Consider the following 13418-nt stretch of genomic DNA (forward strand, 5'->3'; position numbering starts at 1 on the left):
CAGGAGAGATTTAAATGAGCATGAGTGATCCCATTGCCGACCTGCTGACCCGCATCCGCAACGCGCAGATGGTGGCCAAGCCTACGGTGTCGGTTCCGTCTTCCAAAGTGAAGGTGGCCATTGCCCAAGTCCTGAAGGACGAGGGCTACATCGACGGCTTCAAGGTCAAGACCGAAGCCGGCAAGAGCGAACTTGAAATCGCCCTGAAGTACTACGCCGGCCGTCCGGTGATCGAGCGCATCGAGCGCGTGAGCCGTCCCGGCCTGCGCGTGTACAAGGGCGCAGGCGCCATCCCCCAGGTCCAGAACGGCCTGGGCGTGGCGATCGTCACGACGCCCCAGGGCGTGATGACCGACCGCAAGGCCCGCGCTACCGGCATCGGTGGCGAAGTGCTCTGCTACGTCGCCTAAGGGAAGGAGCTAATAAATGTCCCGAGTCGGAAAAATGCCGGTCGCCATCCCGCAAGGCGTGGATGTGTCGATCAAGGAAGACCAGATCAACGTGAAGGGCACGGGCGGCAACCTGTCGCTGGCCCTGAATTCGCTGGTCAAGGTGACCAATGAAGGCGGCAAGCTGAGCTTCGTGCCCGCCAACGAGTCACGCGAAGCCAACGCCATGAGCGGCACCATGCGCCAGCTGGTGAACAACATGGTGGTGGGCGTGACCAAGGGCTTCGAAAAGAAGCTCTCCCTGATCGGTGTGGGCTACAAGGCCCAGGCCCAGGGCGCCAAGCTGAACCTGACGGTGGGCTACTCGCACCCCGTCAACAAGGACATGCCCGCGGGCATCACCGTCGCTACCCCTGCTCCCACGGAAATCGTGATCAAGGGTGCCGACCGCCAGCGCGTGGGCCAAGTGGCCGCTGAGATTCGTGCGATCCGTCCGCCCGAGCCCTACAAGGGCAAGGGCATCCGCTACGCGGACGAGAAGATCACGATCAAAGAGACCAAGAAGAAGTAAGGGGCGCAATCATGTTGACCAAAAAAGAGCAGCGCCTGCGTCGGTCCCGCCAGACCCGCATCCGCATCGCCACGCAAGGCGTCGCACGCCTGACCGTGAACCGCACCAACCTGCACATCTACGCCACCGTGATTTCCGGCGACGGCAGCAAGGTACTGGCCACGGCTTCGACGGCCCAGGCCGACCTGCGCAAGTCGCTCGGCGGCTCGGGCAAGGGTGGCAACACCGCCGCTGCCCAGCAAGTCGGCAAGCTTATCGCCGAGAAGGCCAAGGCCGCCGGTGTCGAGAAAGTGGCATTCGACCGCGCAGGTTTTGCGTACCACGGCCGCGTCAAGGCGCTGGCCGATGCCGCGCGTGAAGCCGGCCTGCAGTTCTAACGGACACGGAAACACATCATGGCAAGAGTTCAGGCAAAAACCCAAGGTGACGGTCCCGAAGACGGGATGCGCGAGAAGATGATCGCGGTCAACCGCGTGACCAAAGTGGTGAAGGGCGGCCGTATCCTCGGTTTCGCCGCGCTCACCGTGGTCGGCGACGGCGACGGCAAGGTCGGCATGGGCAAGGGCAAGTCGAAAGAAGTGCCCGCGGCCGTGCAGAAGGCGATGGAAGAATCGCGCCGCAACATGACCAAGGTGTCGCTCAAGAACGGCACGATCCACCACACCGTGTTCGGCCAGTGGGGTGCGGCTCGCGTGATGATGTCGCCGGCACCGCGTGGTACCGGCATCATCGCCGGCGGCCCGATGCGCGCCGTGTTCGAAGTGATGGGCATCACCGACATCGTGGCCAAGAGCCACGGTTCGACCAACCCCTACAACATGGTTCGCGCCACGTTCGACGCGCTGCGCAACTCCACGACCCCCGCGGCCGTGGCGGCCAAGCGCGGCAAGTCCGTCGAAGAGCTCTTCACGGCCTGACCGGAGTAAACCAAATGGCAACCCAACAGAAAACCGTCAAGGTCCAGCTGGTCCGCAGCCCGATCGGCACCAAGGAATCGCACCGTGCCACGGTGCGCGGCCTGGGCCTGCGCAAGCTGAACAGCGTCAGCGAACTGAAGGACACGCCCGCAGTGCGCGGCATGATCAACAAGATCGACTACCTGGTCAAGATCGTCTAAAGGTATCGAGATGGAACTCAATAACATCAAGCCGGCCGACGGCGCCAAGCATTACAAGCGCCGTGTCGGTCGTGGCATCGGCTCCGGCCTGGGCAAGACCGCCGGTCGTGGCCACAAGGGCCAGAAATCGCGCGCCGGTGGCTACCACAAGGTGGGCTTCGAAGGCGGCCAGATGCCGCTGCAGCGTCGCCTGCCCAAGCGTGGCTTCAAGTCGCAAACGGCCAAGTACAACGCCGAAGTCAGCCTGGCTGCTCTGGAGCGCCTGGTTGCCTCGTCGAAAGTGGCCGACGTGGACATGCTGACCCTGAAGCAAGCCGGCCTCATTGGTGAAATGATCAAGGTGGTCAAGATCATCAAGTCGGGCGAGCTGAAGACGGCCGTCAAGCTCAACGGCATCGGCGCGACCGCCGGCGCCAAGGCTGCCATCGAGGCAGCCGGCGGCAGCGTTAACTGATTTCTTGAACCAAGCCAAGGACGCATCGAGTGGCAACTAGCGCTGCACAAATCGCGAAGACCGGCAAGTACGGCGACCTGCGTCGCCGGCTTGTCTTCTTGCTGCTCGCGCTGGTGGTTTACCGCATCGGCGCGCACATTCCCGTGCCCGGCATCAACCCCGATCAGCTCGCACAGCTGTTCAAGGGCCAGCAGGGCGGCATCCTGAGCCTGTTCAACATGTTCTCGGGCGGCGCCCTGTCGCGCTTCACCGTGTTCGCGCTGGGCATCATGCCGTACATCTCGGCCTCGATCATCATGCAGCTGCTCACCTACGTCGTGCCGACGTTCGAGCAGCTGAAGAAAGAGGGCGAAGCCGGCCGCCGCAAGATAACGCAGTACACGCGCTACGGCACGCTCGGCCTGGCACTCTTTCAGTCGCTGGGCATCGCCATGGCGTTGGAAGGCTCTGCCGGCCTGGTGGTGAGCCCTGGCCTCGGATTCCGGGTGACCGCGGTCGTCAGCCTCACGGCCGGCACCATGTTCCTGATGTGGCTGGGTGAGCAGATCACCGAGCGCGGCCTGGGCAACGGCATCTCCATACTGATTTTTGCCGGTATCGCGGCGGGATTGCCCAGTGCGATCGGCGGCTTGCTGGAACTGGTTCGCACCGGTGCCATGAGCATCATCATCGCCGTGGTCATCGTCGCCGTCGTGGCGATGGTCACTTACTTCGTGGTGTTCGTCGAACGCGGCCAGCGCAAGATCCTGGTGAACTATGCCCGCCGTCAGGTCGGCAACAAGGTCTATGGCGGCCAGTCTTCTCATCTTCCGCTGAAGATGAACATGGCCGGCGTGATCCCGCCGATCTTCGCCTCGTCGATCATCCTGCTGCCCGCTACCGTGGTGAGCTGGTTCTCCACCGGCGATTCCATGCGCTGGCTGAAGGATATTGCCGGCACCTTGTCGCCGGGCCAGCCGATCTATGTGATGCTGTACGCCAGCGCCATCGTGTTCTTCTGTTTCTTCTACACGGCCCTGGTGTTCAACAGTCGTGAGACCGCGGACAACCTGAAGAAGAGCGGCGCCTTCATCCCGGGTATTCGCCCGGGTGAGCAGACTGCTCGCTATATCGACAAGATCCTGGTTCGCCTGACGCTGGCCGGTGCGGTGTACATCACCTTCGTCTGCCTGCTGCCGGAGTTCCTGATCCTGAAATACAACGTGCCGTTCTATTTCGGCGGCACTTCGCTACTGATCATCGTGGTGGTCACGATGGACTTCATGGCCCAGGTGCAGAACTATTTGATGTCGCAGCAGTACGAATCGCTGTTGAAGAAGGCCAATTTCAAGACCTCCCTCGGCGGCTGAAACGATGTCGAAAGACGATGTCATCCAGATGCAGGGTGAGGTGGTAGAGAACCTGCCGAACGCGACGTTTCGCGTGAAGCTGGAAAACGGGCACGTAGTGCTTGGACATATTTCGGGAAAGATGCGGATGCACTACATCCGCATCCTCCCGGGTGACAAGGTCACCGTTGAGTTGACGCCCTACGACTTGTCGCGGGCACGGATTGTGTTTCGCGCCAAGTAAGGCAGAAAGAGTTTAGGAGAACGAATATGAGAGTTTCGGCTTCGGTCAAGAAAATTTGCCGCAACTGCAAGATCATCCGCCGCAAGGGCGTTGTTCGCGTGATCTGTACCGATCCGCGTCACAAGCAGCGTCAAGGCTGAGCACAGAGTTTTAGAGGACGAACATGGCACGTATCGCTGGCATCAACATTCCGCCGCATCAGCACGCCGAAATTGGCCTGACGGCTATCTTCGGCATTGGCCGCACGCGCGCTCGCAAGATTTGCGAAGCCACGGGCATTCCCTACGCCAAGAAGGTCAAGGACCTGACCGACGGTGACCTGGAGAAAATCCGCGATCAGATCGCCCAGTTCACCATCGAGGGCGACCTGCGCCGCGAAACGACCATGAACATCAAGCGTTTGATGGACATCGGTTGCTACCGTGGTTTCCGCCATCGCCGCGGCCTGCCGATGCGCGGCCAACGCACGCGTACCAACGCCCGCACCCGCAAGGGTCCGCGCAAGGCCGCTCAGGCCCTCAAGAAATAATCGGGAAAGAGATAAGTCATGGCAAAAGCTCCCGCCAGTAACGCAGCGCAGCGCGTGCGCAAGAAGGTTCGCAAGAACGTGTCCGACGGCGTCTGCCACGTGCACGCGTCCTTCAACAACACGATCATCACGATCACCGACCGCCAGGGCAATGCCCTGTCGTGGGCGTCCTCGGGCGGCCAGGGTTTCAAGGGTTCGCGCAAGTCGACGCCCTTCGCCGCCCAGGTTGCCTCCGAAGTCGCCGGCCGCGCCGCGATCGAGCAAGGCATCAAGAACCTCGACGTCGAGATCAAGGGCCCCGGCCCCGGTCGCGAGTCGTCCGTCCGTGCGCTGGCCGCGCTGGGCATCCGCATCACGTCCATCGCCGACGTGACGCCGGTTCCCCACAACGGCTGCCGCCCGCAAAAGCGCCGTCGTATCTAAAGTTTTTAACCAAGCCCACCGCCGGCAACCCAAGGGTCGCCGGCTCCCGCAGCAACAGGCTGCGGCAGAGGTGAAAAAGGAAGCAAAGTGGCACGTTACCTAGGCCCCAAGGCCAAACTCTCCCGCCGTGAAGGCACGGACCTGTTCCTCAAGAGCGCCCGCCGCTCGCTGGCGGACAAGGCCAAGTTCGATTCCAAGCCCGGCCAGCACGGCCGCACTTCCGGCCAGCGCACGTCCGACTTCGGCCTGCAGCTGCGCGAGAAGCAGAAGGTCAAGCGCATGTACGGCATCCTGGAGCGCCAGTTCCGCCGTTACTTCGAAGAAGCCGACCGCCGCAAGGGCAACACCGGCGCCAACCTGCTGTTCATCCTCGAGTCCCGCCTGGACAACGTCGTGTACCGCATGGGCTTCGGCTCCACCCGCGCCGAGGCGCGCCAGCTGGTGTCGCACAAGGCGATCACCGTGAACGGGAACCCGGTCAACATCCCGTCGTACCTGGTCAAGACCGGCGACGTGATCGCCGTGCGCGATAAGTCGAAGAAGCAGAACCGCGTCGTCGAGGCCCTGCAGCTGGCCCAGCAAGTCGGCCTGCCCGCCTGGGTCGAAGTGAACGCCGACAAGGCCGAAGGTACTTTCAAGAAGGTGCCGGATCGCGACGAGTTCGCCGCCGACATCAAGGAAGCGCTGATCGTCGAGTTGTACTCGCGCTGATCGGCCCGACATAGAGTCGTAAAAGTTTTTTGTTCCCGGCCGCGGGGCACCGCGGTAGGGCGCTTCACCAGCCTTACCGGTGTAACGAGCCGGGGGTATTGAGAGGAAGTCCTGAATGCAAACGAATCTGCTGAAACCCAAAGCCATCAATGTTGAACAGCTTGGCACCAACCGTGCCAAGGTGACGCTGGAGCCGTTCGAGCGCGGCTACGGCCACACCCTGGGCAACGCCCTGCGCCGCGTGCTGCTGTCCTCGATGGTGGGTTACTCGGCAACCGAAGTCACCATCGCCGGTGTCCTGCACGAGTACTCGTCGATCGACGGCGTCCAGGAAGACGTGGTCAGCATCCTGCTGAACCTCAAGGGCGTGGTGTTCAAGCTGCACAACCGCGATGAAGTCACGCTGAGCCTGCGCAAGGACGGCGAAGGCGTCGTCACTGCCGCCGACATCCAGACGCCGCACGACGTCGAGATCATCAACCCCGACCATGTCATCGCCCACCTGTCGCAAGGCGGCAAGATCGACATGCAGATCAAGGTCGAGAAGGGCCGCGGCTATGTGCCCGGCACGATGCGCCGCTATGCGGACGAGCCGACCAAGTCGATCGGCCGTATCGTTCTGGACGCGTCGTTCTCGCCCGTCAAGCGCGTGAGCTACACCGTCGAAAGCGCTCGCGTCGAGCAGCGCACCGACCTGGACAAGCTGGTCGTCGAGATCGAAACCAACGGCGCCATCACGGCTGAAGATGCCGTGCGCGCTTCGGCCAAGATCCTGGTCGAGCAGCTGGCTGTGTTCGCCCAGCTGGAAGGCAGCGAACTGGCGGCCTTCGACGCACCGGTTCAGCGCAGCTCGCAGCAGTTCGACCCGATCCTGCTGCGTCCTGTGGACGAGCTCGAGCTGACGGTCCGTTCGGCCAACTGCCTGAAGGCCGAAAACATCTACTACATCGGTGACCTGATCCAGCGCACCGAGAACGAGCTGCTCAAGACCCCGAACCTGGGTCGCAAGTCGCTCAACGAAATCAAGGAAGTTCTTGCCTCGCGTGGCCTCACGCTGGGCATGAAGCTCGAGAGCTGGCCGCCCGCCGGTCTCGACAAGCGTTAATTCAAAGCGTGCACCGCGCAGTACCTGATCCGGCTGCGTGTATATAAGGAAAGGAAAGCACCATGCGTCACGGCCACGGCCTTCGTAAACTCAACCGCACGAGCGAGCACCGCCTCGCCATGCTGCGCAACATGATGAACTCGCTGCTCGAGCACGAGGTCATCAAGACCACGGTCCCCAAGGCCAAGGAACTGCGCCGCGTCGTCGAACCCATGATCACGCTCGCCAAGGAGCCCACGCTTGCCAACAGGCGCCTGGCCTTCGACCGCCTGCGCGATCGCGACATCGTGACCAAGCTGTTCGGCGAACTGGGCCCGCGCTACAAGGCGCGTCCCGGCGGCTACACCCGCATCCTGAAGATGGGCTACCGTGTCGGCGACAACGCGCCGATGGCGCTGGTCGAACTCGTGGACCGGCCCGAGCCCACCACCGAAACAGAAGCCCCTACAGCCGAATAAGCGCCACGGTAGGCGTATAATTCCCTCATTGACGCGCGATGGAGCAGCCTGGTAGCTCGTTGGGCTCATAACCCAAAGGTCGCAAGTTCAAATCTTGCTCGCGCAACCAACATGTCAGCTCGCGCTGACAGCAAAACGCCCACTCTCAAGTGGGCGTTTTTGTTTCTGGGCAGGCGTTGCCGCCCGCTCCACCAATCAGCTATCCCTGGCGTTGGAACAAAACCAACGTCGATTCGGCGCGCACATCACCCCGCGTCGAAACCAACGTCACTTCATAGCGCGTCCCCGGCAAAGGCAACTGGGGCGTGAAGCTGAACGAGAAGTTGCCGTTCCCATCCGCCTGAACCCGCTGCGCACTCACCGGCTGACTCACGCCGAACAGGCCAACCAGAGATGCGGTGGCGCTTACCTTCACATCGACGAAAGCGCCCGGCGCTGTGCGGCCCTGAATCACCGTTGAGCTGCCGCTCACCTGAGCGTTGTTGGCATGGCTGGTGACCTGCAAAGGCACTGTGACGGGAATTGCCGCAACCGATGCGGCGACATCGAAGCTCCAGGAGCGACGCACTGCGTTGCCTGCCAAATCGCTGGCAGCCACGTCCACCGTGTGCCGACCTGCAGGCAAGTCAGCGCGGTAGGTGAAGTGCTGCGGCGTGATCTGAGTTTGCGCGGTGACATCGCGGCCCGACAGCCGGATGCGCACGCTCTTCGGATCCACGCCGAGGCCACCGGCATCGTCAAAGGTCCCCGACACCGTGGCACCGCGGCCGACAATGGTTTCACCTTCGCGCGGCGACAGGTGACGAATCACCGGCGGGCGTGCATCAGCGATAAGGGGTTGCGTCAGTGCCTGCGTCACCGTGCGGTCGGCCAGGCGCATGGTTGCGACGATCGGTCGCGACGGTGCCAGGTTGTCCAGACGCTTGACGGTATAGCTGCCTTCATAGACACCGGGACGAACCTCGCGCATCGGCACGTTTTGCGCCACGCCAGGAATGTCGAAGTCCACATTGGCGCCGGGAACGCCAGCCAGCGAAAACTTCAATTCGGCGCCGGGCTCGATCCGGTCCACTGGTGCAATGCTGAAGCGCTCGATCTTGAGCGGGGCAACAGCCACGGGCGGCGGCACGGCGGGGCCAGGCGGGCGGACGCCCGCTTGGGCGCGGGCAATGTCTTCAGGGAAGGTGTAGGAAGCCACGGCCGTGCGATTGCGCAAGCGAATCATCGCGCGGATGGCGCTGTCTTCGCTGATGCGGTCGTTACGGCTGACGGTGTAGCGGCCGACATAGACGCCGCGGGCCACTTCACGCAGAGGAATGTTGCGCTCTACGCCGCGGATGCGGATGCTGGCTTGCGCGCGCGGAGTGCCTTCGACCTTGAACTTCAGTTGAGCGCCGGGTCGCAGACCACCGTCCGACGTTACTTCGAAAGCCTCAACCTCGGGCGTCGCCGCAGGTTGGGCCTGCGCTGCGAGTGGCAGCGCCATGATGGTGGCCGCCACCGGCATGAGCAGGAATGCGGCAGCCACGTGGGTGCGGAGATAGGATTTCATTGCGTCGCCTTTCGATTGAGCAGAACGTACTCAATCAACGTGCGAGCTCGACGGGAACGCGTAGTCTTGGGCGCGCTGGGAGCGTAGGACCGGGCGCCGGGATCGCCTAGATGGTGATCTGGGCTTCCTTCACCATGGCTGCAGCAGAAAATCGGGATGGACCTCAAAGCGAGGGTTGTCGAAGAAGCCGTGCTGTCGCTCGTGGGGCAGCAAATGCGGACGCTGCAGTTCACAGGCTTTACTGATCGTGGGATCACTGCCGGCCAATGCATCGGGCAGGTACCGTGCTGTCGCATGGTATGCCCCTGATCTGGGACGTGTTGTTAGCGAGGCCCTGAACGACCTGACACGTTGGTGCGGCTGGCGTGACCGGTGTGATCTCTGCGTCGAAGAAGCCGGCCTTCTGCGCAGCGACGGCCTTGAGCTGCGATGCGAGTGCCATTCGGTCCTGGGCTTCGCGCTCGATCCCGTACTCCAGCGCGACGTTCTCAGCCGTTTCCGGCATGGAGTCAACGCCGTGCATCTCCTTCATCAGCTTGTTGACGAAGCGCCAGCCGAACGTCGTGTCGTACACCGCGTTGCTGCGTGCAAAGGCGCTCTCGGCCTTGGGCATCACGAATGGTGCGCGGCTCATGCTCTCCACTCCGCCGGCAATCATCAGCGCAGCTTCGCCAGCCTTGATGGCACGAGCCGCAGAGCCGGTTCACCGTCGAGCCTGGAACCTCGCGCGGCAGGCCGGCAAGGAGTGCCGCCATGCGGGCGATGTTCCGGTTGTCCTCGCCCGCCTGGTTGGCGCAGCCGAAGATCACGTCGGTGAGCAATGCCAGTCGACGTCTGGATTGCGGACCATGAGCGCCCGCAGCGGAAGCCGCGAGATCGTCGGCGCGCACCGACGACAGGGCTCCCCCATAGCGGCCAAAGGGAGTGCGTATCGCGTCGCAGATGAAGGCGTGTGTCATGTCAGATTTGCGGCCACCGGGCCGGGGTATTCGGGTCAGGCGCGCCGCAGCCCTGGGCTGACGCGGTAACGTTCGCCGCGGTAGTGCCGATCCAGCGCTTCGAGCACGCCGATCACGCGTGGCGCGCCAAGACGGCTCAACCACTCGAACGGCCCAGCGGGATAGTTCACACCGAGCTTCATTGCGGCGTCTGCAGCCTCTGGCGAACAGACACCCTGTTGCACGGCATCGGCCGCTTCGTTCACGAGCATGGACAGCGTCCGAGCGACGACAAGGCCCGGTGCGTCCGACACTTCGTGGGGCTGCCAACCCAGCGACTGAAGCCAGGCGGGCACTTCGGCTTGCCATGCTGCCGAACCCATCGCCGCATAAGCAAGAGCGCCTCCCGCATGGACGGGCAGTTCGTCGAACACCGCCACGTCCGTCAAGCCCGATTCACGAGCGAGTAGTGCCGCCGTCCTGCCATCGGTCAGCCGCAGCTGACGCGCGCCAACGGCGATTCCAATCCAGTCGCTCTCCGGCAAGATGGCAGGCTCCAAGCCATTCAAGGCAAGGCGCGTCGCAGACAGCAGCCTTTGCGCAACGTCGCCGCGACCATGGACGGTGACGCCTGAGGCGCTGTCGGGCACGGGGAGGCTCGGTTCCGCAACGACCGGAGCCCCGGCGGGATATTCGTAGAAGCCGCGCCCTGACTTGCGACCCAGCAGGCCGCCCTCCACTAGTTCGCGCTGAACGAGGCTCGGCGTGAAACGCCGATCGAAAAAGTTGGCTTCGAAGACCGACTGCGTGACAGCGAAGTTGGTGTCGTGCCCGATCAGGTCCATCAGCTCGCAGGGGCCCATCCGGAAACCCGCCGCCCGAAACAGTACGTCCAATACTTCGGGACGCGCAGCCTGCTCCTGGAGAAGCATCAAGGTCTCGGCGTAGTAGGGCCGCGCAATCCGGTTCACGATGAAGCCCGGGGTGCTGCGCGCGTGTACGGGAACCTTGCCCCATTCCCGCGCCAGTGCTTCAACCGTGTGCGCCACTTCGGGCGAGGTGCGCAAACCGCTGACCACCTCGACCAGCGCCATGAGAGGCACCGGGTTGAAAAAGTGCATGCCAACCACCCGCTGCGGGTTCCGCAATCCGGCCGCGAGGGCCGTGATGCTGATCGAAGACGTGTTGCTGGCCAGGATCGCATCGGCGGGGAACAGGCTCTCCAGTTCGCGCAGCAGGGCTCGCTTCGGCTCCAGTTTCTCGACGATGGCTTCGACGACCAGGCGCGCCGTGGCAGCCTCTCGCATCGACTCAACCGGGACAAGCCTGGTGAGCGAAGCTTCCGCTTGCGCGGTGGTGATCTTGCCTTTGCTGGCGAGGCGTCCGAGAACATCGACCAGCTGTGTGTGGGCTTGTGCGGCCGCTCCGTCACGTTGGTCGAAAACGAACACGCGGTGGCCGGCTTGCGCTGCCACTTGCGCGATGCCTATGCCCATCACGCCAGCACCAATGACGAGGATGTCGATTTGACTCATCGTGGAATCCAGTTCGCCGGCCTCTTGCCTAGAAATGCTGCGAATCCTTCTCGTGCCTCGTCCGAGCCGCGAACGCGTGCGATTACGGATGCGGTGAGTTCCTGCACTTCTTCGGTGGTGGGCCCCACCTCGAGCTGCGCGAAGAGGGATTTGATCTCTCCCTGCGCTTGCGGGCCCGCCTGCAGCAGTTCGGTCGCCATGGCCTGAACGACTGAATCCAGCCGGTCTGGCGCAACGATCTGCTGCACGAGGCCGATCCGCAATGCCTCTTCAGCGCCGACGCGTGTCGTGCTCAGTGCGAGACGTCGAGCCTGTCGCAGGCCCACCGCGTTGACGACGTAGGGCCCGATCACCGCGGGCAAGATGCCGAAGCGGGCCTCACTGACGGAGAAGCTGGCGCTCATCGATGCGATCGCGATGTCGCACGCGCACGCCAAGCCGACTCCGCCGCCGAGTGCTGCGCCCTGGATGGCAGCGACAGTCGGCTTGGGGCACTTGTCGATGCGGCTGAGCATGGCAGCGAAGCGCCGCGCATCGGCCAGGTTCCATGCATGGTCGGCAGCTGCGGCCCTTTGCATCCATTGCAGGTCGGCACCAGCGCTAAAGTGCTTGCCGCTGCCGGCGAGCACGATGACGCGGACTTGCGTGTCGTCGGAGAGCCGGGTGAATGCGTCGTCCAGCTCGGCGATCATCTGCTCATCGAAAGCATTGAAGACCGCCGGACGGTCCATCAGGACCTGAGCAACCCCAGGCTGCGTAAACGAAATCTGGACTGCAGCCATCAGTAGGTTTCCAGGTGGAGGCGGCCGTCGCGCTTTAGCGCGCTGCCGATGGCGTCCCAGTCCAGGCCCGCATCGGTCGCGATGTCGCGCAGGGTGAGCACCACGCCTTCTTCCATCGCCTTCAATCCGCAAACATAAAAGTACGCATTTGGGTCTGCCAGCAGCGGCACGAGGTCGGCGGCGCGCGCGCGCATTAGGTCCTGAACGTAGCGCTTAGGCTGGCCGGCCACGCGGCTGAACGCCAGATTCACATCGATGAAGTCCTTGGGCAGCGACTGCAGCGGCCCGAAGTAAGGCAGCTCCTGCGGGGTGCGCGCGCCGAAGAACAGCATCAGCTTGCCGCCTTCGAACTTGCCCGACTTGCGCAGGCGTCGGCGCCACTCGGTCATCGCGCGCATGGGAGCGCTGCCCGTGCCGGTGCAGATCATCACGATGTGGCTCTTCGGATGGTTCGGCATCAGGAAGCTCGCACCGAACGGGCCGATGACCTCCACCTTGTCGCCTACCTTCAGGTCGCACAAGTAGTTGCTTGCGACCCCGAGTACGGGGTTGCCGTCATGGTCCTCCAGCACACGCTTGATCGTGAGCGAGATGTTGTTGTAGCCCGGACGCTCGCCGTTGCGTGCGCTGGTGATGCTGTACTGGCGTGCGTGGTGCGTCCGTCCCTTTGAATCCACGCCAGGCGGCACGATGCCGATGCTCTGTCCTTCCAGCACAGGGAAGGGTGTCGAGCCAAAGTCCAGCACGATGTGGTGTGTGTCATAGAGCGTGCCGACATCCGTCACGCGCACGTTGCCCGACACCGTCACCGCCAGGCTGCGCGATGCCGACTTGGGGCCGTAGAGGTTGGTGTACGCATGCGCCGCCGACCAGGGCGGCAGGATCGACCCTGCATCGGCGCTACGGAATTCCGCGTCGTCAGATGGGGAGCTCGTGGCGGGCAACGCTTCGTTGATTTCCGCCACAGCTTCTGGCGCCACGCCCGCCGCCTCGGCCAGTTCCGCATCCGACAGCGCCGCAGGCAACTCTTCCCATCCGAACTGCTCGTCGATCGAATATGCGCGCGCCTTGGGCACCGTGCGCCAGTTGTCGATGCTGCCGGTGGGGCAGGGTGGCACGCAGGCCATGCACAGGTTGCACTTGGCCGCGTCCACGACGTAGTTGTTGCTGTCGTGCGTGATCGCATCGACCGGGCACGTCGCTTCGCACGTGTTGCACCGGATGCAGATCTCCGGGTCGATCAGGTGCTGCTTGATGAAGAGGATGTCTGACGCGCCCATGT

18 protein-coding genes, 1 tRNA gene and 1 pseudogene are annotated in these 13418 nt (G+C 63.3%); 15 read left to right on the forward strand and 5 right to left on the reverse strand.

The genetic code is table 11. The annotated features are described in order from the left end of the window. The first annotated feature begins 14 nt into the window (after positions 1-14). The 15 genes from rpsH to HNE04_RS24640 all read left to right on the forward strand — a co-directional run bounded on the left by rpsH (position 15) and on the right by HNE04_RS24640 (position 7438). Positions 15-410: a 30S ribosomal protein S8 gene (gene rpsH / locus HNE04_RS24570; protein ID WP_172225472.1), complete on the forward strand. Its 396-nt coding sequence runs from the start codon at positions 15-17 to the stop codon at positions 408-410. Between the two features lie 16 nt (positions 411-426). After that, positions 427-960 (forward strand): 50S ribosomal protein L6, encoded by a 534-nt coding sequence (rplF, locus tag HNE04_RS24575; RefSeq protein WP_172225475.1) that lies wholly within the window; start codon positions 427-429, stop codon positions 958-960. 11 nt (positions 961-971) lie between these two features. Beyond that, positions 972-1337: a 50S ribosomal protein L18 gene (rplR, locus tag HNE04_RS24580; protein ID WP_172225478.1), complete on the forward strand. Its 366-nt coding sequence runs from the start codon at positions 972-974 to the stop codon at positions 1335-1337. Positions 1338-1355: 18 nt separating this feature from the next. Next, complete coding sequence (gene rpsE / locus HNE04_RS24585; RefSeq protein ID WP_172225480.1) at positions 1356-1877, forward strand: 30S ribosomal protein S5; 522 nt, start codon at positions 1356-1358, stop codon at positions 1875-1877. A 14-nt stretch (positions 1878-1891) separates the two neighbouring features. Continuing rightward, positions 1892-2077 carry a 50S ribosomal protein L30 gene (rpmD, locus tag HNE04_RS24590; protein WP_172225483.1) on the forward strand — a complete coding sequence of 62 codons (186 nt, stop codon included), beginning with the start codon at positions 1892-1894 and terminating at the stop codon, positions 2075-2077. Positions 2078-2087: 10 nt separating this feature from the next. After that, positions 2088-2531 (forward strand): 50S ribosomal protein L15, encoded by a 444-nt coding sequence (gene rplO / locus HNE04_RS24595; protein ID WP_172225486.1) that lies wholly within the window; start codon positions 2088-2090, stop codon positions 2529-2531. 29 nt (positions 2532-2560) lie between these two features. After that, on the forward strand, positions 2561-3880 hold the full coding sequence (secY, locus tag HNE04_RS24600; RefSeq protein ID WP_172225489.1) for a preprotein translocase subunit SecY: 1320 nt from the start codon (positions 2561-2563) through the stop codon (positions 3878-3880). A gap of 4 nt (positions 3881-3884) precedes the next feature. After that, the gene (gene infA, locus HNE04_RS24605; RefSeq protein WP_007869286.1) at positions 3885-4103 is read left to right on the forward strand and encodes a translation initiation factor IF-1; all 219 of its coding nucleotides are present in this window, start codon (positions 3885-3887) and stop codon (positions 4101-4103) included. Between the two features lie 26 nt (positions 4104-4129). After that, entirely contained in the window at positions 4130-4243 is a 114-nt protein-coding gene (gene rpmJ, locus HNE04_RS24610; protein WP_011481465.1) for a 50S ribosomal protein L36, read from the forward strand. A 23-nt stretch (positions 4244-4266) separates the two neighbouring features. Next, positions 4267-4632, forward strand: a complete 366-nt coding sequence (gene rpsM / locus HNE04_RS24615) for a 30S ribosomal protein S13 (protein ID WP_172225492.1) — start codon at positions 4267-4269, stop codon at positions 4630-4632. A gap of 18 nt (positions 4633-4650) precedes the next feature. Then, entirely contained in the window at positions 4651-5055 is a 405-nt protein-coding gene (gene rpsK / locus HNE04_RS24620) for a 30S ribosomal protein S11 (RefSeq protein ID WP_172225495.1), read from the forward strand. 87 nt (positions 5056-5142) lie between these two features. Further along, on the forward strand, positions 5143-5766 hold the full coding sequence (gene rpsD, locus HNE04_RS24625) for a 30S ribosomal protein S4 (protein ID WP_172225498.1): 624 nt from the start codon (positions 5143-5145) through the stop codon (positions 5764-5766). A gap of 115 nt (positions 5767-5881) precedes the next feature. Then, positions 5882-6871, forward strand: a complete 990-nt coding sequence (locus HNE04_RS24630; protein WP_172225501.1) for a DNA-directed RNA polymerase subunit alpha — start codon at positions 5882-5884, stop codon at positions 6869-6871. A gap of 62 nt (positions 6872-6933) precedes the next feature. Next, positions 6934-7329, forward strand: coding sequence for a 50S ribosomal protein L17 (rplQ, locus tag HNE04_RS24635; RefSeq protein WP_172225504.1), 396 nt, complete (start codon positions 6934-6936; stop codon positions 7327-7329). Between the two features lie 32 nt (positions 7330-7361). Next, positions 7362-7438 (forward strand) — tRNA-Met (locus tag HNE04_RS24640). A gap of 90 nt (positions 7439-7528) precedes the next feature. Here the strand turns inward: HNE04_RS24640 and HNE04_RS24645 are convergent. The 5 genes and pseudogenes from HNE04_RS24645 to boxA form a co-directional block, all read right to left on the reverse strand. Next, on the reverse strand, positions 7529-8857 hold the full coding sequence (locus HNE04_RS24645; protein ID WP_328700407.1) for a hypothetical protein: 1329 nt from the start codon (positions 8855-8857) through the stop codon (positions 7529-7531). Between the two features lie 277 nt (positions 8858-9134). Then, positions 9135-9840: pseudogene (locus tag HNE04_RS24650) on the reverse strand (thiolase family protein). A 35-nt stretch (positions 9841-9875) separates the two neighbouring features. Beyond that, a complete protein-coding gene (locus HNE04_RS24655) occupies positions 9876-11354 on the reverse strand; it encodes a 3-hydroxyacyl-CoA dehydrogenase (RefSeq protein ID WP_172225510.1) in 1479 nt (492 codons plus the stop codon). Beyond that, complete coding sequence (locus HNE04_RS24660) at positions 11351-12136, reverse strand: enoyl-CoA hydratase-related protein (protein ID WP_172225513.1); 786 nt, start codon at positions 12134-12136, stop codon at positions 11351-11353. The genes HNE04_RS24655 and HNE04_RS24660 overlap by 4 nt, the downstream gene beginning before the upstream one ends. Further along, positions 12136-13416, reverse strand: a complete 1281-nt coding sequence (gene boxA / locus HNE04_RS24665) for a benzoyl-CoA 2,3-epoxidase subunit BoxA (RefSeq protein WP_172225516.1) — start codon at positions 13414-13416, stop codon at positions 12136-12138. The genes HNE04_RS24660 and boxA overlap by 1 nt, the downstream gene beginning before the upstream one ends. Positions 13417-13418: the final 2 nt, after the last annotated feature.

Source organism: Caenimonas soli (assembly GCF_013155545.1).
Classification (GTDB): domain Bacteria; phylum Pseudomonadota; class Gammaproteobacteria; order Burkholderiales; family Burkholderiaceae_C; genus Ramlibacter; species Ramlibacter soli.

Bases quoted from the DNA above. Each gene is read 5' to 3' on its own strand.
- rplR (WP_172225478.1), top strand. From the start codon at position 972: ATGTTGACCAAAAAAGAGCAGCGCCTGCGTCGGTCCCGCCAGACCCGC.
- rpsM (WP_172225492.1), top strand. From the start codon at position 4,267: ATGGCACGTATCGCTGGCATCAACATTCCGCCGCATCAGCACGCCGAA.
- infA (WP_007869286.1), top strand. From the start codon at position 3,885: ATGTCGAAAGACGATGTCATCCAGATGCAGGGTGAGGTGGTAGAGAAC.
- boxA (WP_172225516.1), bottom strand. From the start codon at position 13,416: ATGGGCGCGTCAGACATCCTCTTCATCAAGCAGCACCTGATCGACCCG.
- rplO (WP_172225486.1), top strand. From the start codon at position 2,088: ATGGAACTCAATAACATCAAGCCGGCCGACGGCGCCAAGCATTACAAG.
- HNE04_RS24655 (WP_172225510.1), bottom strand. From the start codon at position 11,354: ATGAGTCAAATCGACATCCTCGTCATTGGTGCTGGCGTGATGGGCATA.
- HNE04_RS24630 (WP_172225501.1), top strand. From the start codon at position 5,882: ATGCAAACGAATCTGCTGAAACCCAAAGCCATCAATGTTGAACAGCTT.
- rpmJ (WP_011481465.1), top strand. From the start codon at position 4,130: ATGAGAGTTTCGGCTTCGGTCAAGAAAATTTGCCGCAACTGCAAGATC.
- rpsE (WP_172225480.1), top strand. From the start codon at position 1,356: ATGGCAAGAGTTCAGGCAAAAACCCAAGGTGACGGTCCCGAAGACGGG.
- rplQ (WP_172225504.1), top strand. From the start codon at position 6,934: ATGCGTCACGGCCACGGCCTTCGTAAACTCAACCGCACGAGCGAGCAC.
- rpsK (WP_172225495.1), top strand. From the start codon at position 4,651: ATGGCAAAAGCTCCCGCCAGTAACGCAGCGCAGCGCGTGCGCAAGAAG.
- rpsH (WP_172225472.1), top strand. From the start codon at position 15: ATGAGCATGAGTGATCCCATTGCCGACCTGCTGACCCGCATCCGCAAC.
- HNE04_RS24660 (WP_172225513.1), bottom strand. From the start codon at position 12,136: ATGGCTGCAGTCCAGATTTCGTTTACGCAGCCTGGGGTTGCTCAGGTC.
- rpmD (WP_172225483.1), top strand. From the start codon at position 1,892: ATGGCAACCCAACAGAAAACCGTCAAGGTCCAGCTGGTCCGCAGCCCG.
- rplF (WP_172225475.1), top strand. From the start codon at position 427: ATGTCCCGAGTCGGAAAAATGCCGGTCGCCATCCCGCAAGGCGTGGAT.